The 26,822-nt window shown below is 31.8% G+C and carries 21 protein-coding genes and 6 pseudogenes; 4 read left to right on the top strand and 23 right to left on the bottom strand.

Features of this window, described 5'->3' with window-relative positions; translation table 11 throughout:
• Window positions 1-79 precede the first annotated feature (79 nt).
• The 15 genes and pseudogenes from JFT95_RS10260 to JFT95_RS10195 all read right to left on the bottom strand — a co-directional run bounded on the left by JFT95_RS10260 (window position 80) and on the right by JFT95_RS10195 (window position 19,448).
• Entirely contained in the window at window positions 80-2,053 is a 1,974-nt protein-coding gene (locus JFT95_RS10260) for a penicillin-binding transpeptidase domain-containing protein (protein ID WP_201052136.1), read from the bottom strand.
• Window positions 2,054-2,504: 451 nt separating this feature from the next.
• Window positions 2,505-3,098, bottom strand: a complete 594-nt coding sequence (locus tag JFT95_RS10255) for an SGNH/GDSL hydrolase family protein (RefSeq protein WP_002127450.1) — start codon at window positions 3,096-3,098, stop codon at window positions 2,505-2,507.
• Window positions 3,099-3,267: 169 nt separating this feature from the next.
• Window positions 3,268-4,297: pseudogene (locus JFT95_RS10250) on the bottom strand (VanZ family protein).
• A 162-nt stretch (window positions 4,298-4,459) separates the two neighbouring features.
• Window positions 4,460-4,591 (bottom strand): annotated as a pseudogene (locus JFT95_RS29525) (Fic family protein); the annotation flags it as partial.
• Between the two features lie 89 nt (window positions 4,592-4,680).
• The gene (locus JFT95_RS10245) at window positions 4,681-5,838 is read right to left on the bottom strand and encodes an acyltransferase family protein (protein ID WP_201052132.1); all 1,158 of its coding nucleotides are present in this window, start codon (window positions 5,836-5,838) and stop codon (window positions 4,681-4,683) included.
• 142 nt (window positions 5,839-5,980) lie between these two features.
• A complete protein-coding gene (locus tag JFT95_RS10240) occupies window positions 5,981-6,496 on the bottom strand; it encodes a transglycosylase SLT domain-containing protein (RefSeq protein WP_002141806.1) in 516 nt (171 codons plus the stop codon).
• 754 nt (window positions 6,497-7,250) lie between these two features.
• On the bottom strand, window positions 7,251-8,564 hold the full coding sequence (locus tag JFT95_RS10235; RefSeq protein ID WP_307838403.1) for a D-alanyl-D-alanine carboxypeptidase family protein: 1,314 nt from the start codon (window positions 8,562-8,564) through the stop codon (window positions 7,251-7,253).
• A 523-nt stretch (window positions 8,565-9,087) separates the two neighbouring features.
• Entirely contained in the window at window positions 9,088-10,170 is a 1,083-nt protein-coding gene (locus JFT95_RS10230) for a sensor histidine kinase (protein WP_016101995.1), read from the bottom strand.
• Window positions 10,167-10,853 carry a response regulator transcription factor gene (locus JFT95_RS10225; RefSeq protein ID WP_201052130.1) on the bottom strand — a complete coding sequence of 229 codons (687 nt, stop codon included), beginning with the start codon at window positions 10,851-10,853 and terminating at the stop codon, window positions 10,167-10,169. Before JFT95_RS10225 ends, JFT95_RS10230 begins: the two co-directional genes overlap by 4 nt.
• A gap of 347 nt (window positions 10,854-11,200) precedes the next feature.
• Window positions 11,201-12,367 (bottom strand): annotated as a pseudogene (locus tag JFT95_RS10220) (hypothetical protein).
• A 350-nt stretch (window positions 12,368-12,717) separates the two neighbouring features.
• Window positions 12,718-14,565: an FtsX-like permease family protein gene (locus tag JFT95_RS10215; RefSeq protein WP_113769426.1), complete on the bottom strand. Its 1,848-nt coding sequence runs from the start codon at window positions 14,563-14,565 to the stop codon at window positions 12,718-12,720.
• 16 nt (window positions 14,566-14,581) lie between these two features.
• Entirely contained in the window at window positions 14,582-15,343 is a 762-nt protein-coding gene (locus tag JFT95_RS10210) for an ABC transporter ATP-binding protein (protein WP_201052128.1), read from the bottom strand.
• A gap of 718 nt (window positions 15,344-16,061) precedes the next feature.
• A complete protein-coding gene (locus JFT95_RS10205; protein WP_201052126.1) occupies window positions 16,062-16,721 on the bottom strand; it encodes a CatB-related O-acetyltransferase in 660 nt (219 codons plus the stop codon).
• A gap of 748 nt (window positions 16,722-17,469) precedes the next feature.
• Window positions 17,470-17,619 (bottom strand): hypothetical protein, encoded by a 150-nt coding sequence (locus tag JFT95_RS10200; RefSeq protein ID WP_002069316.1) that lies wholly within the window; start codon window positions 17,617-17,619, stop codon window positions 17,470-17,472.
• 359 nt (window positions 17,620-17,978) lie between these two features.
• Entirely contained in the window at window positions 17,979-19,448 is a 1,470-nt protein-coding gene (locus JFT95_RS10195; RefSeq protein WP_201052124.1) for an aminoacyl-histidine dipeptidase, read from the bottom strand.
• Window positions 19,449-19,699: 251 nt separating this feature from the next.
• Between JFT95_RS10195 and JFT95_RS10190 the strand changes: the two genes are divergently transcribed.
• Window positions 19,700-20,089 (top strand): YxeA family protein, encoded by a 390-nt coding sequence (locus JFT95_RS10190; protein ID WP_201052122.1) that lies wholly within the window; start codon window positions 19,700-19,702, stop codon window positions 20,087-20,089.
• Window positions 20,090-20,164: 75 nt separating this feature from the next.
• Here the strand turns inward: JFT95_RS10190 and spoIISB are convergent.
• Window positions 20,165-20,340, bottom strand: a pseudogene (gene spoIISB, locus JFT95_RS10185) (stage II sporulation protein SB).
• 321 nt (window positions 20,341-20,661) lie between these two features.
• On the opposite strand from spoIISB, the gene JFT95_RS10180 reads away from it, so the two are divergent.
• Complete coding sequence (locus tag JFT95_RS10180; protein WP_201052118.1) at window positions 20,662-21,192, top strand: hypothetical protein; 531 nt, start codon at window positions 20,662-20,664, stop codon at window positions 21,190-21,192.
• A 121-nt stretch (window positions 21,193-21,313) separates the two neighbouring features.
• Window positions 21,314-21,493, top strand: a complete 180-nt coding sequence (locus JFT95_RS10175; protein ID WP_201052116.1) for a hypothetical protein — start codon at window positions 21,314-21,316, stop codon at window positions 21,491-21,493.
• On the opposite strand, the pseudogene JFT95_RS10170 reads toward JFT95_RS10175, so the two are convergent.
• The 5 genes and pseudogenes from JFT95_RS10170 to JFT95_RS10150 all read right to left on the bottom strand — a co-directional run bounded on the left by JFT95_RS10170 (window position 21,454) and on the right by JFT95_RS10150 (window position 24,418).
• A pseudogene (locus JFT95_RS10170) lies at window positions 21,454-21,662 on the bottom strand (stage II sporulation protein SB). The gene JFT95_RS10175 and the pseudogene JFT95_RS10170 sit on opposite strands and share 40 nt — an antisense overlap.
• Before the next feature lie 75 nt (window positions 21,663-21,737).
• Window positions 21,738-21,863, bottom strand: a complete 126-nt coding sequence (locus tag JFT95_RS10165; RefSeq protein WP_002069312.1) for a hypothetical protein — start codon at window positions 21,861-21,863, stop codon at window positions 21,738-21,740.
• A gap of 112 nt (window positions 21,864-21,975) precedes the next feature.
• Window positions 21,976-22,716 (bottom strand): type II toxin-antitoxin system SpoIISA family toxin, encoded by a 741-nt coding sequence (locus tag JFT95_RS10160; RefSeq protein WP_002017051.1) that lies wholly within the window; start codon window positions 22,714-22,716, stop codon window positions 21,976-21,978.
• 338 nt (window positions 22,717-23,054) lie between these two features.
• A complete protein-coding gene (gene gpmA / locus JFT95_RS10155; RefSeq protein WP_201053631.1) occupies window positions 23,055-23,774 on the bottom strand; it encodes a 2,3-diphosphoglycerate-dependent phosphoglycerate mutase in 720 nt (239 codons plus the stop codon).
• A gap of 167 nt (window positions 23,775-23,941) precedes the next feature.
• Entirely contained in the window at window positions 23,942-24,418 is a 477-nt protein-coding gene (locus JFT95_RS10150) for a MarR family winged helix-turn-helix transcriptional regulator (protein ID WP_002017049.1), read from the bottom strand.
• 311 nt (window positions 24,419-24,729) lie between these two features.
• Between JFT95_RS10150 and JFT95_RS10145 the strand changes: the two are divergent.
• Window positions 24,730-25,322: pseudogene (locus JFT95_RS10145) on the top strand (type 1 glutamine amidotransferase family protein).
• A gap of 176 nt (window positions 25,323-25,498) precedes the next feature.
• On the opposite strand, the gene JFT95_RS10140 reads toward JFT95_RS10145, so the two are convergent.
• The gene (locus tag JFT95_RS10140; RefSeq protein ID WP_002012925.1) at window positions 25,499-25,912 is read right to left on the bottom strand and encodes a VOC family protein; all 414 of its coding nucleotides are present in this window, start codon (window positions 25,910-25,912) and stop codon (window positions 25,499-25,501) included.
• A gap of 118 nt (window positions 25,913-26,030) precedes the next feature.
• Window positions 26,031-26,699, bottom strand: a complete 669-nt coding sequence (locus tag JFT95_RS10135) for a class I SAM-dependent methyltransferase (protein ID WP_201052115.1) — start codon at window positions 26,697-26,699, stop codon at window positions 26,031-26,033.
• Window positions 26,700-26,822: the final 123 nt, after the last annotated feature.

The raw sequence follows: 26,822 nt of genomic DNA, 5'->3' as shown, positions 1-26,822 counted from the left end.
AACCGATTCCTAATATAATCTTGAATCGGTAAGGTTTGTATATTTACTAAAGAAGTAAATTTCACCTTCTAATTAAGTATTATTTCTGAAAAACATGTTTTATTTTTTCACCTGGAACGTTGCTCCCGCCTCTTCCTTTTACATCTTCAATCATCATGGTAACAATCATATTTGGCGCGCTTGCATCGAAAGCTGCAAACCATCCAAGTTCTTTACCCTCTGCTTCTTTCGATTCTTTCAGTTCTGCTGTACCTGTCTTACCAGCGAGAGTTACACCATCAACTTTAGCAATTCTCCCAGCACCATCAGGATCATTAATAACCTTTATTAACGCACTTTTTAATATCTCTTGATTCTTGGTAGAAATCACATTTTCTTTCCAATTTCCCGCTTCTTTTGTTTTTTTTATAAGATGCGGTGACGGAATGTTACCCTCATTGACAATCGGTGCATAAGTCAATGCTAAATGAAGAGGTGTCATTAATACTTGTCCTTGTCCGTACCCCGTGTCTGCTAGTTGAATATCATTTTTTATCCCATCTTTTGCAATGATTGAAATAGGGAATTCGTATTCAATTGGTAATTTTTCATGAAATCCGTATTTCTTAAATTCATTTACATACTGATTTTTTCCTATTTTCAAAGCTTGTTGAGCAAAATAAATATTATCAGAGTACTTCATTGCCTTATCAAAATCAACTGGACTAGCATCCTTCACACGTGTTACATAATAATTTCCCCAAGATGAATCTTTTGTCCACTTTAATCCTTGAATTTTAAATTCTTCCTTAGGATTTATTGTGTTTGTTTCCAAACCAATTGCACCTGTTATCGTTTTAAATACGGAACCTGGTACAAATGCTTGTGTGAAGCGATTCATCATTGGCAGTTTCGAGTCATTATTCCATGCTTCCCGTTGAGCTTTTGATGCTCCTCTAACTATTGTATTTGGATTATAAGCAGGGCTACTTACAAGTGCGATTGTTTCACCCGTTTTGGGATTGACCGCTGCACTAGATCCTGCTTCATTTTTCATCTCATTAAAGATTTTTTCTTGAATTGCAGCATCAATAGTTAACGTAACATTTTCCCCTTTTTTTGCTTCTTGTTTTGCTACGTTTTTAATCTCTTTCCCGTTCTCATCTTCCATAAATACGCGTCCACCCTTTTCACCACGCAATTTATTCTCTAATACTTTCTCTAAACCTGTCTTACCCACTAAATCATCTGCTTGATAACCTTTTTTTTGAAGCGATTTTAACTCCTCTGCATTTACCTTTCCTATATATCCCGTTAAGTGTGCCGCTGCTTCTCCTAATGGATACGTACGAATATTTACTGGGCGAGATGAAACTCCTTCTAATTCAATATAATCATTCTGTCTGGTTCCCTCTTTTAAAATACCAATTGGTACAAGGGAATCTGGTTTTATCCATTTCGCTGCGAGCTTTTGATTGATCTCTTCTATAGACATATCAAGTAATTGTGCTACTATTTCTTTCGTTTGCGCTGCCGTTTCACCTAGTTTCTCTGGAATAATTCCAACTTCAGTCGCTTTACCATTCGTTGCAAGCCCTTTTCCATTTCGATCATATATTTCTCCGCGTTTTCCTTGCTCTGTTTGCATACGTACTTTGTAATCTTTTTTCATACCTGGGAAAATGAAGTCTGGTGTCCAATCTATTTTCCAAGATTCCTTATCTTTATCTTTCACGAGTTTTGCTTCATGGATGAATGAAACTGTTCCTCCATCCGTATCCATATTAACTTCAAAAAGAAAAAGTTCTTTATCTTTAGTATTCTCTCCTTTCGTTTTAATTTTTAAATTCTTAACTCCAATACCCTCATAAATTTTTTGATATTTCTCTGTGAACTCCTTTTTAGAAATCGTTTTTTTTGCATGTTCTGATAAATAATCATACATATTTGTAAATTTTTTATCATTCCATAAATTGATATATTCTTCAAATGCTTGTTTTGGCGGCTCATCTTTATTGCATCCTACCAACATAACTCCAAAACAAAAGAAAAGCAGCATCCATATTTTTTTCAATTCAATCTTCTCCCTTAATTAAAAATGATTATTCCTTTCTAAATATGTTAAATAAAAAATGTTTTAACGCTTAATAGACAGTGTAAGTAATGAAATAGTTCCACATTTACAAAAAAATTAAATTTATGGTTAAGCTGCATTCAAAAAGGGAAGATTTTAAGATTCTTACAAACGACGAATATATTTAGCGAACGTTATCATTATTAGTGTTGTTTTAACAATTCATTTAAAATACCTTTTAGTTCATTTTCGCCAATTTCATCTTTTTTCTTTATAGATTATTGATACAAAAAAAGAATCCTTATACTAAGGATTCTGCAACAGAAAATAACAAAAATATAAACAATAAAAAGAATTACTAAAAGTATAATTTATAGGCACTCTATATCCTTCTTTTTCGCACCAAAAACCCCTGTACAGCATGCGACAGGAGTTTAGGTCATTCTACAGCTTATTTAAAAGAGTCATGTACAGGCAAACTACTAAAAATCAATTCAGCAACTTTTACATATCCTTTTGAGTTTGGATGAATTAAATCCGTAGACCAAAGCGTATTGTCATTAACTAAATGATGATTCCAAAAGTCAACATGATGAAGCTTATACTCTCTACTCAGTGAAAGTATAACTTCATTTGCCTCTAATAATTGTTCTTTTAATACTTGTTTTTTTTCAGAAGGAAATGGAAGCCTAACAGTAAAATCTGGAAGGTTTGCTATAATAATATCAGCACCTGCTTTACTTAATGTATCTATCATAAATTCCATATCGTTCTTATATGCATGATGATTCCAACGTCCTTTTAAAACATCGTTTGCACCTGCAATTAGACTAACCAAATCTGGATTAAAAGTTAATGCCTGTTCCAATTGCTGTGAGCGAATTTCTTTAGTTACTAACCCACGTTTTGCAAAATTAGCATATTTTAAATCATCTACACACAGTTGAACAAAATGATCTACCCAGCTTTTTAATGCTATTCCCTCAACTTCATCCCCTATCCCCTCTGTAAAACTATCACCAATCGCTACAAATCGCTTCCACATATATAGTCCCCCTTTTTTGTTATTCATATCTACACTATACAATAGCCCACAGCGTAATTGTTCTTCTTAAATGTTTTTCAATTTCAATTAAATTCCATAGGAGATTTTTCAAATGAGCAAGACAACTCGATTAAACTATTTCACATGAACAAAAACATGAAAATCTACGTTATCTTCTCGCAGAAATAGGTTGAGACCAACTATCTTTCCCATTATCATTTAAGCGTACTTGAAAAACATATATAGGTTGAGAAAAGCCTTTTGTATCAGCGTAGTAATCTATATTATAATCTGTAATGACTAATGTATCACCTGCTTTGAAAGATATTATAGGATCAAAGTCTCCTTGTTTTAGTTTTTGAAATACTTCTTTGGGAGACAGAATTTCGACATCTCGAATATGTGATTTTTTTGTAACTGGCTCATTGTCATTAGGCATTTTTGTAATTTCCTCTTTGTAAACAGGCATTTTATTACCTTCGTCTTTTAACTCTATTGATGTTTTTATAGTGACATCAGTCATGTCTGTTTTTGTAATGGGATCTAAAGGCATATTCCCAAATTCCTTCATTTGATACGAAATCATTATTCCAAGTGCAACAAAACTTACTGTAATCGGAAGAAATAAATATTTGGTCATTTGTGTATCTGTTTCTTTTTTCTTCAACAATATAAGAACTATATTTAACATAGAATATCCTAGCATCATTCCTAAAGTATTATGAAGTAAATCGGCTAGTTCCATACTTCCACGTTGCATTATAAATTCAAGAATTTCAAGCAATAAACTTGCTATAATTGAGCTGATTAACATCCATTTTGTTTTTTGAAAAACATTACTAAATAAAGGTAATAAAATTCCTAACGGAAAAAGCATACCTATATTCACAATGATATGGAAAAAAGAAGAAAATGAAAAGGTATTCCATGCTTTTTTATAAACACTAAGTACATCAAAGTCAATTGTTCTTGCAAAAGTTATATCATCTGGACGACCAAATGAAGTAGCTGATAATACAAGGGAATAATATCCTATTATCAATATAAATAATATAACTTGTTGTACGGTAAATTCCCCCTCCTTTACATACCTTTTTGTATACTACAAAGTAGCTAAAAACAAAAATGAGTAGTAACAAGAATGTGAGTTGTATTGTAGGAATTGCAAAGGTAACAATTAGTTCGGAAATAAAATTCATTTTACACCTCTGTTTTTACGAATAAAATATTCAATAGTTTTATATAACATTTTAGATATAGATAGCGATGTGTTGTTACCCCTAATAATTATTAATACAGAATTAAACCTGTATACATTGAGCATTTCTTCCTCTTGAAACTAGCTTTATTTGACCAAGCAGCTACAAGGAAACTAGCGTTTTACTAATTGTACTTTCGGCTATGTCTGGAAAAACGTTACGAAGATTCTCTTTAGTAAGAGGATTTTTGGAGTTAAGTATAAAATTAAAAATTCGTTCAATTTTAGTATATTTATATAGAATCCGTAATTGACCGATTCCTAATATACTTAGGAATCGGTCATATTCGTATATTTACTAAAGAAATAAAATTCCTTCAAGCATTACACTTTTTTTCGAAAATTTGTTGTTCTTTGTTTTGCCCAGTTGATACATTTCTTTTCAATTAAATGATACGAAACTATAGAAAAAAGTATTGTCATTGAAATACACAAAGCAAGAAGGAAAAAGATAGGTATCTTTGTATACAAAAGTTTAAATAGTACCATCATGATTGGAAAATGACACAAATAGATACTGTATGAAATTTCTCCTAAGTATACAAATACACTCTTATTTAAAAATGCTTTCACTTTTAGGTTACTCATGGCCATTATTATAAATATACTAACACCGATTACGACACCCCAATCTTTTAATAAGAAAGTAGTATCATTACGGGAAAAACCATAAATTAAAATGGAATATAAATATAGAATAATCCCTAATGCAATAAGAAATCCTTTATTAAATTTTTTCATATTCCTATATAAGTAGATAAGCTTTTCCTGATGCTTAAAAAGTAACATTCCAACCATAAACATCGATGTGAAATGCAGTGTATCGGCATAACCATTATAAAATCCCTCTGCTTTCCCTATATGCAACATATTAAGGAAAACACTAATTAAAGAAAAGCTCAAAGCAAATAGTATCGTTTTCTTCCAACTCAGTTTATAAAAAAGAAGGAATAACAACGGAAACACAATAGATATACGCATTTCTTGAGCCAATGACCAGATAACTGGATTATAATTTTCCGTAAAAAAGTTATTAAGAAGCACAAAATGGTTTATAATATCTATTTTTGTTATAGACCCTTGCCACCTATCATAGAACCAATCCCGTAGTCCAGCCACTTCATACGGCGAGAACAAAATAAATAAAGCAAAGGTAATGATTATCCAAAAATAATAAGGAATATAGATTCGTACAAATCGCTTAATTAAATATCCCCAATAATTTGTTTTTGAATGATAAAATGCCATAGATAACACAAAACCACTGAGTACATAAAAAACGATTACAGCTTCCCCGCCAGCCCATAAAAACCTAAGCGGAGAAAATTTAATAGAATTAGGCAACGATGGTAGCATTAAACAAAAATGTCCAAATACCACTGTCAGTGCCGCTAACCCTCGTATGGAATCTAATTCTTTTATTCTCTTACTCATAAAATGTTCTCCTTGTAAATTGTAGATTTTGCTGTTAATAAAGGCCACTATACTATTGTAGTGGGAGAATTATACATATTGTTTCTTTAAATTCCTAATATAAGCAGTACAAAGTCAATCTATGTATCTGTTTTAGGAAACTTTCGTATTTAGGCATAAGTTATATAATAATAGAAAGAAAAAAGAAATTTCATTCTATAAAATCATATTGTCGTTTAGAAAACATTTTAAAACTGTTTTCTAAACCCTCGTTATAGTCTGTCTGCTTATTTGTCCATTGAACACCCTTATTCCCAGGCCACCCTGAGGTATTAGCAACATATTTTAATAGCTCTGGTCCTTTTAAATTTTGCTGTAAACCACGGTTATATGCATTTATCATATTAGATATTGCAATTCGAGTATTGGTTTCTGCATTTTTCAAATCTTCGTTCGTTAAATCTTTAGGTGCTAGTCCACCTCGATGAAGCTGAAACAGTCCAAATGATGTGCCCTGATCTCCAATTGCGTTTCGATCAAACTTACTTTCATGGAATGCAATAGATAAAGGAATCCATGGCGGTATACCATGCTCTATTGATATTTGTTGAATCGTGTCTCTTACTTTAACTCGGTTAGTATGATGGTCATATGCGTATTTTGTAAGATATAGCCCTCCTGTTAAAACTAAAATAAATACTCCACTTTTTATTAATGTCCCTCTCATCGACGTCACCTCAATTGTCAGTATCAAAGATTGTCACTAGTAATCCTATCTTTTGGGGATATTAACTCGTAATCATGTATCATCTTGTTATTGTTTGTTTCATTAATTACCGATTTTCAGGTGAAATTATTAGGGGGTTCCCTCCATATAACATTCGCTTTTATCACTTTCGGTACAATTTACTTTTGTATGGGAGAGCGTTTTCTCTGTATGGTACCGTACTTTTTTCTCGAATACCTTGCTTTTTTATTCGATTGAAATTAAAGAATAACTATATACATAGGGATAAACACTATAAAAAGATACTTAAATTTCTTTAAAAAATTCATTTTTCGGCCTCCATTTCTTTATATAATTAATTTAAAACAAAATATTTAATAAGAAGAAAAGATTTTATTAAATTTTTATAAAATTTAATAACAGGAATAAGTACCAGGTATTTATTTTTATTGTCACTTGATGGAATAATGAATGTGTTTTCATCATGTAACTTTATTAAACTAGCCTTGCACCAGAACCCTTTGAATCGAACAATTCATAATAAACGCCATCCTTTCTGTATATTTCTACAAAAAGAATAGCGTTTTTTGATTATATGGATACAAATTTATCTTAGCTTGATTGCAATACCGAAAGTTCCGAAGAACCAGATTTGAGAATTAATGCAATCTTCCATTCCAAGCCATCCACATAAGAATCTATAATACTTTGAAACCTTTTATTTCAGGCTAATATTTAGTTTTATCCTACAAAGTTAGCCTTTTACTATATCAACCGCACTATTCCACATACCGCTAAAGAAAGATCCTATTTCGCGCATAAAACGTGTAAACCAATTTGCTTGTTCTACTTCAGATTTTGTTACAAGGTCTACTTGTAATGATTTACCTGATAAGAACCCAGGATCTGTAATATCTTTAGGCGATATAATCATTTGACTAATTGTTACACCTTTTTTAATAGGCGCTTCTTGTTCTTTATTCGATACTTTAAATTCTTTTTTATAAACGTCTTTGTTGCTCTTTGGCATTGGAAGTGAAACAGCTTGCTTCGTTTGAACAACTATATCCTTGTCCTTTGCATTTGCTACTCGCACTGTTTCATGACCTTTTACTACTGAATCTTTTCCATAGACCTTCTTCACTTCAAAATTCGCAAATCCATAATCATATAATTTCTTTGTTTCATCAAAACGTGCTGTATGAGAGTTTGCTTTTATAACTACAGAGATTAGACGCATACCGTTTTTTTCTACTGTACCAGTAAAACAATCTCCGGCTTCTGGAGTAGTTCCTGTTTTTAACCCATCTACACCTTCGTATTGCTTAATTAAGCCTTTTAACATCCAGTTAAAGTTCGTCATATCAATCGGATACTTGCCACCCTTTTGGAATGTTTTTTTAGGGATTTTTGCTGTATCTAATATTTTCGGGAAATCTTGAATAAGACGTTGTGCTAAAATCGCACAATCTCTTGCGGACATTTTATTTTTCTCGTCTGGAGTTGTCCCTTCTGGGTGATGTCCTTTTAAATCATGGTTTGTTAAACCTGTAGAGTTTACAAATTTATAATTTTTCATTCCAAACTCTTTTGATTTATCGTTCATCATTTTCACGAAATTGACTTCTTTTCCAGCAATCTCTTCAGCTAAAGCAATTGTTGCACCGTTTGCAGAGTAGATTACCATTGCCTCATATAACTCTTTGACCGTATAAGAGCCACCATTTTCTAATGGAACGTTTGATAATGAGCGATCTTGCGAAATCTTATATGCATATTCAGAAATTTTAACTTTTTGATCCCATTTAAGTTTTCCTTTATCCACCGCTTCATGAACTAAGTATTCACTCATCATTTTTGTCATACTAGCAATTGCTAATGATTCATCTGCATTTTTTTGATATAAAATTTTCCCGGAATTTGCTTCTACTAAAATTGCTGACCCTGCTTCTACGTCTATAGCAGGAACTGTTTCCGCTGATGCTCTTCCAAATGTAACGGCCATGCTACAAAATAGTGTAAGCACTGTTACTATTGTAATAAATCTCTTGCAAAACATACTTTTCACTTCTGTTACCTCCAATATCTTTGTACTCAAAAAAACGTTATTTTAACATAATCCTCCAAAAAATAGACAGCGTTATCAAATTCTATATACATATAAGACATTAGAACCACTTTCATATAGACCATCTCATCCCACCCTTTTAGGCACACTGACACTTAGTGTTCCCACACATATCCCTCTTTTTAATACCTTTGTATTTTTCGAAATGATCTGTACTTTCATATCTTTTAGGATTACACTTAATAGACAATCTAAGTAATACATTTGTTCCACATTTATAAAAAAATAAAACCAGTGTGCCCCGGTTGAATACCAAAACACACTGGTTGCTAAATTTACTATCGTCTCTTACATTATTCATATCAATGAACTTCCCCTTTATTCGATTAATCACTTTATAATAATAAATCAAATTAACTTATCAGTATCATGTCTACTATGAATGGCCTACTTGAATTATTAACTTAAGAAGTTTCTTAAGTTTTTAAAAAAGCTTATGGAACCTTTCATTCCATAAGCCATTCTATTTAATTGGATGTTCAACAATAAAGGACATCCAGCCTACTTTATATTCTGCATGTATATTACCATTATGAAGTTCAACAATTCTTTTTGAAATAGCGAGTCCCAGTCCATTTCCTTGATCATCTTTTCTGGCCTTATCACCCCTGAAAAACCTTTCAAATAATTTATTAGGATCGCTAACAGGCGGCTTCTCGACTTTATTTGATACTTTCAAAATTGCTTTGTTACCTATTAGTTCAAGACATATTGATAATTCGGATGGTTTCATGCTGTACTTTATCGCATTCATAAACAGATTTTCATAAACACGTACCATTTTTTCTACATCCATGAAAATAGGTATTGTTTCTTCCGTTATTGATTTTTGAACACTTAAACCTGCCTTTTCAAATATAGGAATATATTCTCCAACTATTTGCTCCAACAAGCCTGATAAATCAACTTCGTTAATGTTTAACTTAGCATCGATGTCTGATAAACGGGTGTACTCAAATAGTTCATCAATTAGATATTTCAATCTCTGTGATTTTAAATAAGTGGTTTCGAGATACTCCTGTAATTGTGCTTTACTGTCGTATTGCCCTCTTTTTAATAAATCTACATAGCCGATAATAGATGTCAACGGTGTGCGTAAGTCATGAGATACGTTGGTTATGAGTTCATTTTTTGTACGTTCCAATTGTCTTTCTTGTTCAAATGTATTCTCCAATTCCTTGGACATATAATTAATATTTTGAGCAAGATGAGTCAATTCATCCTTTCCCTCAATCCCAATTGTCAAACCCAGCTTTCCATTGGCAATATCATTAACACTATCAGAAATGAGCTTTAAATATATTATTTTCTTTCGAACCAATATCAAAAAAATGATTATAAAAGTAAAGATTGCTAACGCGAATATAAGAAATGTAAGCATATTATTTTCAAATGTACTAAGATCATCAAGATAGTGATTTAGATTTAATGGTATTATGACATATAGAAAAGTGAGGATTGTTAAACCAAACGAAACAAAAAAACTAACTGCAACAGCACCAAGAAGTTTTATAATTATCTTATTTCTAAAACTAACCTTCTTCATATTTTGTACCCAATTCCCCAAACAGTTTTAATATAAATTGGATGTTTAGAATCCTCTTCAATTTTGTCTCTTATTTTTGTAATATGCACCATGACAGTATTATCCGATTTATAAAAAGCATCTTTCCAAACTGCTTCATATATTTTTGCAACACTGAGAACAATTCCTTTGTTACGAGCAAGTAGTTTGAGTATATCGAACTCTTTTGGAGTTAGCCTTACTTCCGTTCCTCTTACCCATACTTGACGTGTATCTGTATTCACGGTTAAATCACCAATTTCTAAGATGCTTTTATTATTATCTGTATGCGTATTGTATTTTTTAAACCTTCTTAATTGGGATTTTACTCTAGCGATTAACTCCAACGGGTTAAACGGTTTTGATAAATAATCATCGGCACCAGAAGCTAGACCCTGGATTTTGTCTATATCCTCTGATTTTGCAGATAGCATGATAATAGGCATATTTCGTTCTTCCCTAATCTTCATACACACTTCAATACCATCCATATTAGGCATCATGATATCCAAAATAATAAGATCGAACTTCTTTTCTTCTAACAATTTTAAAGCTTCAATAGCATCTTCTGCCTTTTGAGTTTTCAGACCTTCATTTTCCAAATAAACAGAGATAAGATTTCTAATCTCTTTATCATCATCAACAATAAGAATTTTTGACTCCATCATATTCCTCCACATTTTTCTCGTATTGAACAACTAAAGGCAAAAGCAGGTGGTACATTTCTATCCTCTCTTTAGTATATACTTGCAATTAAAAGCGCCAAAATAACATAATCGGTATAAAAGATAATGTCTTAAATATTGTTCGAAATTTTCTTTAGATCCATTTACAATTAATAAGTTTTCTTCTTCATTAAATTTAGCTTTTAATAAAAAATAATTATTTTGAGATTCCTTCTTTTAATTAAACTTTTTTGATTACACCTGTAGTTTATATAACTTATAAAATGAAAAAAGAATCCTCTTCAATACGCTCATTAAAGGAAATTCTTTTTCAAATCTTATTTTCTTTACTCGTTACTTATTTTAACCAGTTTTTCTCCTTGTTCTAAAAGTGTTTCATAGTCATTGTTCTCTTTAATTTCTTTGATTTTATTTTCAATTGTGGGCGTATTATTTATATTAAAGTACGTATTTAATACTTCATATGGTGTCTTTCCTTGTTTGGTTGCACTATCTTCAATAGCTTCTTTCCATGGAATATTTGCTTTGTCCATGCTTAATTCAAGGGCTGAACCAGTCTCATATCTCATATTCCGCTCTAAAAACTTTGGAGATTCTGCCTGTCCATTAGCAACGAAGTTGAACGCCTCCATAAAAGTAACATGATATGGCTTCTGTTTCTTTGCAAGTACCATAAGATTTCCACCAGTTAACTTACTATAACGATACTCTAAGTATCGTGCTGAACCTTCTATTGCTTCAGTTTTTGTTTCCCCAATTAATTGAGGCCATTTTTTATAGCGATAGTTACGTACAATTGTCCAATCATATAATGCCTGATTAATACTTTCTGGGCTTGTATCAATCATTGCTTTATCTAATAGCTTAAATTCTAATCCCATTAGCGCGTAATTTTCTTTATTAATCGGATATTCGTGAATAAACTCTCCACCATTTGCATCATATGTCCAATCTTTTTGTTTATAAGCATGAAAACCTTCATGTAATAAGAAAGATGAAAAATCAAAATATAAATCTGGATTACTAAACATTTTAGGATGATATTTTAAATAAAATACATCCATATCATTAATATTTATTGTCCCAAAGTTCCAAGGAAACCAGGTAGAAATAGTTCTAAAATCAAAACGAGTTAAGCGATAGACTTTAGGTAGATGCAGAGAATTTGAGAATTTTATTTCCTTTGCAAAAATACTATTTTCTAATCCCGTTACATTAACTGCATAAGCTTCTTATCTAAAGAATCCCCCGTCTTTATTACTACGTATCAGAACCAATGGCATTTTTTCGAAGCGATAATCTTCATTCCAAAGTTTATCACTCGATTCTTCAAAGCTCTTATAAATAGTAGCTAATTCTTTTAACATCTTTTGATCCGTGTTATCTAAAGACTTAAACTCTGTATGATATGTTTTATTTAAAATTATGCTTCCCAACATAATTCCTATAAATATTACTAATAAGATTAAAATTACCTTTAAAAATTTTTTCAACACACACTCCTTTTCTAAAACGATAATCCTTATGATGAATAAGGTTTACAAGTTTTATGTTTATTTACACTCTTTTGGTGCAGACCCAATTTTAAATAATAGCTATAATAGACACAATTTATACAAGATATTATTTTGATAATTGTTCCATCCTGTCAAAATTCCGGTTATAGTTAACAATTAATATGGGATGATTATTCAATTTTATTGTAAGGGGATAGTGCAAGAGTTCCTACAAATAAGGTTAAAGTAGTACTCAATGTAGGAACGATACTATTTTCCCACTTCCTTTCCCTTCATCATAACGGGGGCCAATTATGATGATACTTAGTATACATAACATTATTACATTAACCTTCTTTCGGAAGTACAATTCTTTTATACAATTGAACTGTAATCCAGTAGTAAATCGAGTAAATCACTATGAAAATAACAATTGGTAACCAAATTCGAAAATACGGATCGATTAAAAGAGGGCCAAACATATTCATACCAACTAATATGTGAACAATACCGATAATTGCTGGGACTAAGAATACGAAGGATAACTCCTTATAAATCGATTGTGTTAATAATTCCCGGCGAACACCAATTTTACGAAGCATTTGATAACGTATACTATCTTTAGATGCGCCAGATAGAATTTTAAACATTAAGCAACTTGCCATCATTGCTAAAAACGCAATTCCAACGAAGAACCCCATAAACATTAGTCCGCTGGAAAAACTTTGATTCGCCTTATATGTTTGATACTTACTATCCAGTTCTTCCACTTTCACATTTTTATATTTAACTACCTGCAATTCATCAATTTTTTTCCATTCTTTTACGTATGCTCCAAAAACATCTGTTTTCCCAATAAACACCGTATTTTCTGTATCTTTCATACTATCGTATATGTTTTGATCTACAATTTTTATTTTATGATCAGGATGTATATAATTTGGCTGAATTGTTTCGAAAGCTTCTCTCCATTGTTTTGATTCCGCATCCTCTTTACCCCATTGTCTTGACAATGCAAATGCATCCATGGGAATCTCTTCTGAAACTTTCATTATCTTCTCATTTTTTCTATCTTTTACTAAAGGACGATTGTTCTCTAGCTCTTCTTTTATATAATAAACATACTTATCATCTACTTTGTAACGATATTCAAGTTTCTCTTGAAATAAAATACTACTCAAAATGTTCTTTTCTTCTGCTGTTGGATTATGAACTACCGAATCGTAAATTGTTCCTTTATCAGTCTGCTTTAAAACGTCATTTTTAAATGCCATACCACACGCAATTCCACCTGCTCCAAGGGCTACTAAGATCGCTACCGTCGCAAGCACATTTGTTAGGCCATTAATGCGGAAGTTTAATTGAGCAAAGGTAAAAGCATTAAGCCTTTTTTCACTACGCTTTTTATTACTTTTTAATTTTTTAATCATAACTGGGAGAAGTGATCCAAACAACATGTAAGTACTAACAGTTGCTGCGATTAATCCAAGAGCCATTAATGTAGGAACGGTTCCTAGATTTTTTGCCTGTGGTATATAGAGCAGTGATGCATAACCAATACCTAACAAAATCAGACCAAGGAATGCAACTACAACTGTCATTTTTCCTTTTACCGCGACACGCTCTGTTTGTGCATCTGCATGTACAAGTTGTAATACAGAAATACGTGATAATTTAATACTATTCATACTTGCTGATAGTACAAATAATGCAAAGAAGAAGATGCAAGTAGCAACCATAGATGGAATGTACAAAGCTTTGTAACCTTCTCCAGTTAACTCCAATTGTTTCATTAATAACTGTCCGATACCTTCTGCAAGTCCTACACCAATTGTGATCCCAATTACAAGTGATGCCGCACCTAATACAATTGTTTCAAGGAACATCAGTAATGTAACTTTATACTTTTTTGCTCCTAACATCATATACATACCAAACTCTTTTTGGCGAAGAGATAATAAGAAAGAGTTTGCATACATAATGTAAAAAAATGTTACAATCGCTAATAAAAAGGAACCTATTTGGAATATTAATACAATAGGACCAACGTTTGCATTAGATTCAAGGAACGTTTTATTTAGTGATAGCGTTTGAAACATATAGAAAGTTGAAATAGATACAATTAGACCAATAAGTAATACAATATAATCTTGTAACTTACTTTTTAGCCCTGACATGGAAAGTTTAAATAACATGCCCAAACCTCCTTTCTTATGCTTTTTGTGTGCCTAAGTCTGCAAGCACGTCTAAAATTTCTTTGTAAAACTCTTCACGTGTACCATTACGGTGAATTTCTTTATATAACTCACCATCTTGAATGAATAAAATACGCTGACAGTAACTTGCACTGTATGGATCATGTGTAACCATCATAATAGATACACCTTGTTCTTTATTTAAGTTTGTCATTGCATCAAGTAAACTTGTTGCATTTTTAGAATCAAGAGCTCCTGTTGGCTCGTCCCCTAAAATAATTGCCGGCTCATGCACAAGTGCACGTGCTGCTGCTGAACGCTGTTTCTGTCCACCAGATACTTCAGATGGATACTTTTGAAGTATTGCTGAAATTCCTAACATATCAGCTACCCTTTCTACTTTCGGCCCAATATTTCGTGATGGAACACCTTGAAGGGAAAGTGGAAGTGCAATGTTTTCATAAATAGATAAGTTCTCTAATAAGTTAAAATCTTGGAAAATGAACCCTAATTTTTGTGAACGGAAATCTGAAAGCTCACCTTGTTTCATTTTCGTAATATCCGTTCCTGCAATTTTAATAACACCACCTGTCGCTTTATCAAGTGTCGAAATTACATTTAATAATGTTGTTTTGCCAGAACCAGATGGCCCCATAATACCGACAAACTCCCCCTCTTGAATCGAGAATGAAACACCTTTTAATGCGTGTGATTGATTCTCAGCTTTTTTACCGTACACTTTTTGAACGTTTTTCACGTCTACAACTGGTTTCGTCATATATATCCTCCTACCTTTATATGATTGATAAGCTACTGTTTGAGTTATGTCTTTTTCATTTCCACTTGCAATGCTTCATCTGTAAAAGTATTAAACTTGTCCACCACCAATACACATCCTTTTATTTTTCAAAATAATAAGTCCTTTCATACTTTTGTAATACATAAAAATAGGTATCAAACGGGATTTATTGTATTTAATTTGAATATCCATTTTTAGTAATACACGTAATAGACAATCTAAGTAATAAATATGTTCCCCTTTAAGATAAGAAAGCACTAGGTGTTTTGTTAAGAAAACACAATGAATTGCACATAAAAAATCCCTTTTCGCCATCTCACAAAAAAGAATCATTGCTGCAGCCTTTATAAACTTTATAATGGCTGGCTCATGCACAAGTATACATGTTGCTGCCCACTAGATACTTCAGGTGGATGCTTTTGGAGTATCGCTGAAACTTCTAACATATAAGCTACCTTTTCTACCTCCGGGCGAGTAATTCGTGATGGAACACCTTGAAGGGAAAATGAAGAAACAATTTTGTGTAATCATTTGAATTATAAATAAAACATATTAAGAACTACTGGTTATATTTCTTAATTTTTCTTAAGATAATTTATAAAAACTAAACCATAATGGGGAGATTATTTCATAATTGTTTCTAGTGCAAATAATAAAAAAACTACATCCTATATTGAATGTAGTTTTTCTAGCTGATTTATTTATTTTTTACTTCATTTTTATAAAAAGCAAATAATGGTTCAATGGCTGGACTAGATAAAAGAGGAATTGCCTTCTCAATCAACTCTCTATCCCAATCATACCAACGCATTTCCGTTAGCATATTCATTTCTGTATCAGTGAACCGTTTCTTTATTTCCTTAGCAGGATTACCGCCCACTATCGTATATGGCGGAACATCTTTACTTACGACAGATCCTGCTGCAACGATAGCACCTTCACCGATTGTAACGCCTGGCATTATAATAGTATTCATTCCAATCCAGGCATCACTTTTAATGATTGTATCGCCCTTCGGTTCATATGAATGTGCTATTTGCTCAGCGAATGGATACACTGTAATCCATTCTGAGTGATGATTATGATTACCACCCATTAAAATGATAACGCCACTTGCAATACAAACATAATTTCCAATAATAAGTTTATCAAGATGCCAACCCATCTGTTCAATTGGATTGAAAAGTGCTTGGGACTTAGCATCGCCCCATAAATACCTTACACAACCATCTTCAAAATTTTGATTTCCATAATACCCTGAATAATAGGAGTACTCTCCTACTTCAATGAGTGGATTTGTTACTATATCTTTTAAATACTTTGTTTCAGACCAATGATTAAATAATGGATGCTTCATAACTATATTCCTCGCTTCTAAGTATTGTAGATTTTTGCAATTTACTTAGAAGCTTAATACGACAGCGACATTTTTAAACTTTTTCAAACGACGAATCATTATCTTCAAGCCTTTCAGTTATAATGAAAAATCATAACGTAATAAATTACACAAGTCAAATTAACCAAGTTATAATAAATCCGAGAGTGCGGACAAGAAAACCATTTTATATTTTTTTGAAACTCTTTATTTTTTTATTTAAATTACGGTACATGAAATTCACATGACACTTGTGTAGTAATACTTTCTCCTTATCAAGGGGGGTATAATATTACAGCAGCACTTTTACATAGATGTAGCTTTTGAATAAAGTTTGATTAAATTAACTTAACTTAATAAACCTTGATAAAAGAGCGAATAGAAAAAGCGTGTTTTGAAAAAAGATTGATTAAAATACGCTTTTTCTATATTCAATTGAATCATCCCTTTATAACAAAGTTTGATGATTTTTGTGAACCTTACCAATTAAAGCGCCCGACTGTGGTAGATACATTATCCTCAATTACTTCTTGGGGTAGCGTCAGGAAAATACGGATTTACAACGCTAAGGAAATGTCACTTATTAAAAAAGCCGATTTCCATCTCAAGGAATCGACTTTTTAGTTCATTAAGTAAGAGGTTTGAAAAATAGCCTGTATATATTTGAACGATGAATAACTTACCTATTTTCTTGTGTTTGTTTGCATTACATAAAGAAAAACATAACGTATTATTTATCTGTTTGTTTTTGCTTCTTTTTCAAATACTCCGCACGCAATTTTTCAAGTTGCTGCTTTTTATCAAATTTGGCAGGCGTCTGTTTTTCATGAAACTTTGCCACAGCTGCCTGACCTTTGTAATCCAATTGATATTTCCCCACTTTGTTCACCTACTTTTCTTGTCTTTAAAGAGAATCTATTCAACAAATATAATATACCTTATTTTACTGAAGTAAACCTTATTAGTCAAAGGAACTTAAAGTAAAAAGCTTGATAATAAGGGAAAAACCAATCTAAAAAGTCGTTTTCCTTAGGTACGGGAAAGCGACTTTTTGTGTAGTCTTATTCAATTAAATGGCCCGATTGTTGAAGAAAGAGATACTCTGCAAAATAGATCTTTTTATCAAACTTTATTTTAAATCAACAATAGGTAAATTTCTTGGCCATTATTTTGCTTCACATAAAATTCTATACAAAAAAGCAACCTATAAATTTAGGCTGCTTTTTATTCCGTCTTTTATTACTTAGCTAATTCTTTCGTTCCCTGCATTACATCAACGAAAAATCCCCAATTATTCACAACAGAAGAAATACTAATATGTTCATCTGGAGTGTGAACATTAAAGATATCTGGACCGAATGAAATAGCATCTAACTCAGGCATTTTTTGAACAAATACACTGCACTCAATTCCTGCATGTACTGCAAAGATTTCAGCATCTTTTCTGTATTTTTCTTGGTGCACTTTTTCGAATAAATTACGGATAGGCGAATTAGGATTATATGGCCACTCTGGATATTCAGACTCTTTTTCAAATGTTGCCCCTACTAATTCCGCAATATACTTAATTTCATCTACAATATGTTGTTTTAAGCTACTTACAGAACTTCTCACTTCGCTTCGTAATTTAATCTCATCTTGCAGTGTTTGAATAACTCCTAAATTAGTTGAGCTTTCTACAAGACCTTTAATATCCATGCTCATACTTTGTATACCATTTGGAATTAAGAATAATGAAGAAATAAGCTGTTTTTGTGTTTCTTTAGAAAAGACTTTTTCCGCCTTTTCTTCTACTTTTGTAAGTGAAACATGAACATCCGGATCAACAGCACGTAGCTCTTCTTGTAACATACGTGTCCATGATTTTAGTTTTTCTTCTACTTGCTGTACATCTTCTGCACGTAATAAAATTGTAGCTACACTTTCACGCGGAATTGCATTTGTTTTTAAGCCGCCATGAACTTCACTCATATTAAACTGAATGTGAAGTGATAAATCACGTAAAACTCGTCCTAATACTTTATTCGCATTACCGCGTTGTTTATCAATTTCCAAACCAGAATGTCCACCTTTAAGTCCCCCAACATATAGTCGGTATGTGTCCATATCTACTGACGCTTCATCCCAAATCACTGAAATCGTTTCAACTGCTTTCGCACCACCTGCGCTACTCACTAGTAATTTATGATCTTCTTCAGAATCAATATTAATAAATATTTTTCCGTCAAAATGATTTGAATCAACAGCGAATGCACCGCCCATTGTCGTTTCTTCTTCAGTTGTAATAACAACTTCTAAAGCTGGATGCGGGATGTCTGTTGAATCTAATAATGCTAATGCATATGCAACGGCAATACCATTATCAGCACCTAAAGTAGTTTCGTTTGCATATAACATATCTCCAATAATTCTTAATTCAATTGGATCTTTCTCAAAATCATGAACTGTCGCTTGGTTTTTTTCACACACCATATCAGAGTGCCCCTGAATGATAATAGCTGGAACATTCTCATAACCAGAAGTAGCTTCTTTTTTTATAATGACATTTAATGCTTCGTCTTGAATAACTTCTAAATTATGTTCCTTTGCGAAACTCACTAAGTAATCACTAATTTCTTTTTCATTACCTGATCCTCTAGGAATCTTTGAAATTTCTGCAAAATGATAAAATACAGGGTGCTTTGTTAATTGTTCTAAAGTAGAATACATTTTTAAGCTCCTCTCCAATTGACAAAATAATATGTACGTCCTTTATTATTATACCATGATTCATTATTTTACTTTTATTTTAAGATTTCAAAAATTCATTATAACCTATTCATTCCATCCTCATATTTTTTAATTTAGTGTAAATAAGCTATACTCTTACAAGATTGTAAGAGTGCTGTAATCAAAATCGATTTTTCTATAAAAAAAATAACCGTATACTTTAAATACATAATTTAAAGGAGATAATGAAAATGAAAAAAATTTTATCTGTTATTACACTAAGTTTATTATTTCGCAACTTAACTATCGGGTGTGAAAGAGCTTCTCTAAATAGAATCGGTAAGGATGTATATTACGTACAGATAAAAGGTGAAGGGGTTATTGAAAAGATAGAAGGTAGAAACTTACGGAACTACACATTGCCGGCATATGATGAAGATGGAGTAAGAAAACAAATTACATTTAGAAGTACTAAAAAAGAAAACGACCATAAATTAAATGAAAACGCGTTTTTAAGCCTTTATGTAGATCAAGATGATAAAGATAAAAATGAAATTTCATCTATTGAAGTGAAATCCTATGAAGAAATTCAGAAAGCAGATTTACCTGAAAAAGTAAAAAAGAAGTTTAATGTTAACTAATTTATAACTTTAATTAGTTTCATCCCTACTAATTATTAATCCGCAAATAACGGAATAAAAAATAAAAGAAAATGCCTATGCATTTTCTTTTATTTTTTCTCTTTTATATATTTCGAACTATTACGATTCATAAGCTTTTCTAACCGATTTATATTTTCCGTTAATGCACCTTTCACAAGAGAGAAATCTGTATTCGATTCTTCCTTTTTTTCTTTAAAAAACGAAGATTTTTGTACATTTATTTCTGCCATCTCTTCTCCCCCTTTTATAAAAAAATACAACCTTTTATTTATATTATATAGCAAATGCAAACAGAGTGTACATGTATCATTTTCTTTTTAATTCTTCTACTTGCTGCATAGTATCTCCTTTTATTAAAGAGAAATCTCTTGTATCTTCAACTTCTACCTGGTATTCTATCTTTTGTATTTTTGTTAATTATCATAAAATTACCAATATTAATCTACTATTTAATAATAATATTTGATATTATATAAAAGTAGATTTTAATGGGATTATCACCTAATATATTTTTGATTAAAATAATTTCTCATATAAGAAGGTTAACCATATTGAATATTATCGTGACTCCAGAATTATTAGAAGCTACTGCTAACATATATATTGATAACACTTCAAACGTTACATATCAGAGCTTAGATGGTATTGCACATAAAATTGAAGCAATTTCAGACGATAGTTTATTTTTAGAATCTAAAAATTTATTGCAGATAGTATTTCAAGAAGGGGAAAAAGAAAGCAAAATTGTAGGAACTCTCCCAAACCGTCTGGTACAAAATATCGAAGAATTATTCCCACTGTCTATTCAAGAAGGGAAAACAATGTTAATAGAGAATGGCTTTAATTCCTTATATGCTGAGAATTTTATAAAGGATTTAAAAACAACGCAGTCTATCTATACTATTATGCGTCTAGATACAACAAAAAAGGATGAAGTTATTTCTGATAATGGATTCTTTGTTATTGAATCACCAAACACTCAATGGCTATTAACTCGAAATATAATAAATGATTCCTTTGATATAACTTATTTAACCAAAAATCTTTTCGAAAATGAAATAGAAAAACTAATAAAACATTAATCCTTTAAGACGGGAGTATATTTATATTGAATAAACAACAGAATTCTAATAAAAAAAGGAAAGCCTTTTTGAAAATAGGATATTACCTATCATCACTGTTCTTTCAGGTGTAATTCTACTAGTGTACAAAGGATTAGAATTTATTTCAAAGTATATACTACTTTTAATATTATTTGCCCTAATTATTGCTTCGTTATACTTATTGTTTATGAAAGAAGTAGTTGGTGCTACTGTCGGATTTATTTTTGCAGCTCTTGGGTATTATATGTATAAAATCATTTTTAAACAAAAAAAGAAATAGTGCATAAACAAATTATCTTTTTTTATATACTTATATGGGGTGTCCTCCATAAATTTTTCTAATCGATTTACATCTTGAGTCAATGCACCCTTCACAAGAGAGAAATCTGTATTTGCTTCTTCTTTTTTTCTTTAAAAAACGAAGAATTTTGTACATTTATTTCAGCCATCTCTTCTCCCCCTTTTCAAAAAGATACAACCTTTTATTTATATTATATAGCAAATGCAGACAGAGTGTACACGTATCATTTTCTTTTTAATTCTTCTTCTAACTCTTCTACTTGCTGCAAAGTATCTCCTTTTATTAAAGAGAAATCTGTTGTATCTTCATTATTTTCTTTAAAAAAATCATTGTCATAATCTTTTATCACTACAATCACCTCTACGTGCTAGTGTAGGAATGATTGTCCAATTTTATACAAGCTTGTCTGAATTTGTTCTCCCTTTATGTATAGGTGAAAAGGACAGAAAAAGATTCTGTCCTTATTTACTAAAATAACTATGATGAATTGTTAAATTATATACATTTTCAAAATCTCGATCTTGAAGGTTATTTTTCTTCCCATCAATAACAATGAAAACATCACTAACTATTTTTGCTGGTATAATTCCGACATTTTCTACTTGCACCGCTTTCTGCTCATTCAATTGCTCGATGTGTTCTAATGGAACAATAATACTAAATTGAGAGCGGATACCACGAAAGTTTGTATTTAATTCCTTCACCGCTTCAAATACAACAATTTTCGCACCAATCTTTTCCCCATATGAATCTAAAAATGTGTTTAAGCTTTTTGTATATTCCTCTTCCGTATGCCATTCCATTGTCCCAAAGGCTGTTGGATTCACATTTTGAATAATTGTCGTATATATTTCTCCTCTTGCTTTTGAAGCAATTAATGACCTTTTAATTGATTGGACCGTCTTTCCAATATCGCTGAATTTTGCGCCCCATATTTCTGAAATATTTGGTGTCAAAATGAATGCAATATCAACGAAAATTACCATCGCAGTAAACATTAAAAGATTTTTCCAGAGGGTTAAATCTATTCCTTTTATCATGAAATAAACTGTGACTGATGTTATGAACAAACCGTACCACGTTTTTCGAATTCGTTGTTTCTTCTCCTCGTACAACTCTTCATTTCTCCAATAAAAGAAAACAAGAACAATAAAGACGATTGCTAAAATAAATAAGCCAATTCGAATGTTAGAGATCGTCAATCACATCACCCTCCATTCCAAAACTACTCACGATACCATTACATGCACAAACAGCTCTCTTTATGACAAAAGACGTGGACAACCTTCTAAAGTTAGCACCATCGCATATACATTAGAAGCAGGCCACGTCTTTTATCCCGCATTAACGGGCAGTAAGACCCCCCACCTCAAAATTCAGCGAAAGCAAAGACGTTAGGTGAGGGATCAACTGCCCATAAAAGCCCGATTGGTGAAGGCTAATAATCAGTGCGGGATGAACACCCTCCACTGATTAAAGTTTCACTTTATCATGAATCTACATTGTATATGTAGACAAGCATGCGTTTCAAATTTTCATGTTAAAAAGAAATATGTTTCGGAATTTCCCCTTCAGGTACTTCTCCATCCATACTTAAGTAATAATGACGAATCGGATGTAATTTTTCATCTAACTCATAAACAAGCGGAATGCTAGTTGGAATATTTAATGAAACCACACCATCACTTGAAAGATTGTCTAAGTATTTCACTAGCGAACGAATTGTATTACCGTGCGATGAAATAATTACTTTCTCACCACTTTTTAATGACGGTGCAATTTCTGAATGCCAATAATCAACTACTCTTTTCTCCGTATCCTCTAAACATTCAGTCAATGGGAATTCATCTTTTTTTAACGTTTTATATCTTGGATTGTTCGCCTCATATCGAGGATCATCTTCAGTAAGTGCAGGCGGTCTCACATCTATACTTCTTCTCCAAATATGAACTTGTTCATCTCCATATTTTTTTGCAGTTTCGTCTTTATTCAATCCTTGTAGTGCACCATAATGGCGTTCATTCAACTTCCATGAGTTATGTATAGGGACCCAAGTGAGATCCATTTCATGCAGTACAATCCATAATGTACGAATTGCTCGTTTTAGTACCGAGGTATACGCAACATCAAATGTATATCCATTCTTTTTTAATATTGTTCCTGCTTCTCTCGCTTCACTTAATCCATTCTTTGATAAATCCACATCTGTCCATCCTGTAAATCGATTTTCAAGATTCCACAAACTTTGTCCGTGACGAATGAAAGTTTTATCATTATAATTCCCCTCTCGGAAATATGAATTTTAAAATTTCAATACGTACACATATAAAGTTTTTGGCAATGTGAATTTTTTATCCATAGTTGCCAAATATACAGATAAAAATTTATGATTTTTCAAACTACAAAACAAGATACTGTTTCTATCTTTTATTCTACTGGTATTTCACGCTTAGACGTCCATGCATCAAATCCTGAACGGCTATTTGCCATTTCATTCATAACTTGATGCCAATTTTCTTCACATGATTCGCCAAACTGTGAGAAAATAGCTCCCATTTGTTCTCTTTGAACATCGCTCAGTTTTTTCTCTAAGTCTGTTCCTTCTTCTGTTAAAGACAGCTGTTTCACACGACGATCATGTGCAGCTTCATTACTCTCAATAAGTCCTTTATCTAACAGTTGGCGCAACGGTCCGTGAAGAGCTTGTTTACTTATTTCTAAAAGTGATAGCAGCTCATTTACACTAAGCCCTGGAAAACGAGCGATAAAAAACAGAATTCTATGATGTACACGCTGTATACTATACTCTTTTATTATTTCATCTGGTTTTTCTGTAAAAGTTTTATATGCAAAGTAAAATAATGCTAATGCCTCATTCATTTGCTCTTCTTTATGTTGTGTCATCTACTTTCCCCCTGTATGTAAATTATACCACAACTCAATTATGAATAATTAAATTGGTATATTGAGCCTAATTTCTTCATTCTAAAACCACCAAATTTCAACTATTATATTTTTTTAAGGTTGTTTAATTCGTAAACCATACCTTCAAATAAAGTATCCAAATTATTTTTTAAAGAATTCTTAAGGAAATAGGTTAAATTCAAATGATAAATATTGTAAAATTTATTTATTAATATTTTTTGAAAAACTCAATTGTGATTGGAGTGTTATTGTATGCAAACAAAAAAGTTTATCTTTATGTATTTAATACGATGTCAGACTGGGAATATGGACATTTAATTGCAGAACTAAACTCAGGAAGATATTTCAAAAAAGAGTTAGCCCCTTTAAAGGTAGTTACAGTAGGAGCTAATAATGAAATTATTACTACGATGGGAGGACTGAGCATAAAGCCAGATATTTCCCTGGATGAATGTACTCTTGAGAGTAACGATCTTTTAGTTTTACCTGGAGGGACTACTTGGGGGAAAGCATTCATCACCCTATCTTAAAAAAAATTGGTGAAGCGTTAAAACTCGGCACTATTGTTGCTGCCATTTGTGGTGCAACTGAGGGGTTAGCGAATTTTGGATACCTAGATTCTAGAAAACATACAAGCAATGATTTAGAATATATTAAAATGGTTTGTCCTAATTATAAAGGAGAACAACTTTATAAGATGGAACCTGCAGTATGTGATGAAAATTTGATTACTGCATCAGGAGTAGCTCCTCTGGAATTTGCAATGGAAGTATTGAAAAAAATTGATGTATTTGCACCAGATACGTTACATTCATGGTATAACCTAAATAAAACTTATAAGCCTGAATACTTCTTCCAGTTAATGAATTCAATTACTAGATAAGCTGAAAAATTAAATTAGCAGTTTTATATTATATAAAAAACTTAAAAAGCACCCCTAAAGTCGTTATAAATACAACCGATGACGGTTGTAAAACAAAAAATAAAAGGGATGATACATATTTATCTTGTATCATCCCTTTTATTTTTTATAACATTAATATCACCATATTATTTTAATTATTCATCTCCAGCAAGAGTTAACTGCCAAGACACACCATACTTATCATTTAACCAGCCAAACTTTTTACTAAACGGATATGAACCTAAAGGCATAAGAACTTTTCCATCTTGTGCTAGTTTATTAAAAACGGTTTCGATTTCCTCTTCCGTATCACAAGTTACATAAAGAGACATAGCTGGGGTGAATGTAAAATCATGCTTTACATAACTATCAATACACATGAACTCTTGTCCATTTAGCGTAAAAGTTGCATGAATTACAGTTCCCTCTTTACCTGGTCCATTCTCATCATAACGAGAGATACTTACAATTTCTGATTGATTAAATAGCGATGTGTAAAAATTCATCGCTTCCTCAGCTTTGCCCTCAAACATTAAAAACGTAGTGATTTTTTGATTTGTGTTACCCATTTAGAGACATCCCCTTGTTATGTATTTATGCAAAACATACATCGGACAATAAAACCGAACGTATATTCTCATAAGTGTATTGTCTATAAAAACGATGAGTTTGTCAATTATCTATGTTTTATTTCTTCTTAAATAATGCTGTCCAAAGAAATGATTCTCCAAACATATTATTTGTTTGTTCAATTTGCTTCATTTTTCTAATTTCAATTACTTCAAATTCTTTAAATATCTCTCTTAACTTTTCTTCTGAATATGCAAGACCACCTTGTAAACTCCATCCTCTATACACATCCCAGTCCGTTATTTCCGATCCATTTCGCTCATTCAAATCACCTGCTGCAAAACATGTTAATCCGAAATAACCACCCGATTTTAATGAGTTTTTAACTAGATCAACATAATTCATTCTTCTATGTGGTGGAATGTGATGCAAGCAACCGGAATCATATACAAAATCATATTCATCTTGAAAATCCAAATTAAAAATCGATTCACAAACAAATTGTATTTCTATTCCGTTTTCTAACGCCCTCTCTTTGGCCCAATTAATTCCTTCTATAGACAAATCTACGGCTGTTACATCAAACCCTTGTTTCGCTAAATAAATTGCATTTCTTCCTGGACCACATCCAAGCTCTAACACTTTCTCTTTTGAAATCCATTCTGTTTGTATATATGAAACTAAATTCTCATCTGGAACATTTGCAAAAAAAGGAACATCCTTTTCTCTATTCGTGTAAAATTCATTCCAAAATGGTACTGCCGGTCTTAATAATGAATCAAGCATTTTTAATATATCTTCTTGAGTGTGTAACGTTTCACTTTTCGTTTATACCCCTCCATAATCAATAGTCAGAAAATTATTATATCTCTTTTTAAACTTTCAAACAAAGAAAAACTCCTATATTCA

Source organism: Bacillus sp. TH17 (genome assembly GCF_016651125.1).
In the GTDB taxonomy this organism is placed as follows: Bacteria; Bacillota; Bacilli; order Bacillales; family Bacillaceae_G; genus Bacillus_A; species Bacillus_A mycoides.
This window is presented reverse-complemented; position numbering and strand designations above follow the sequence as displayed.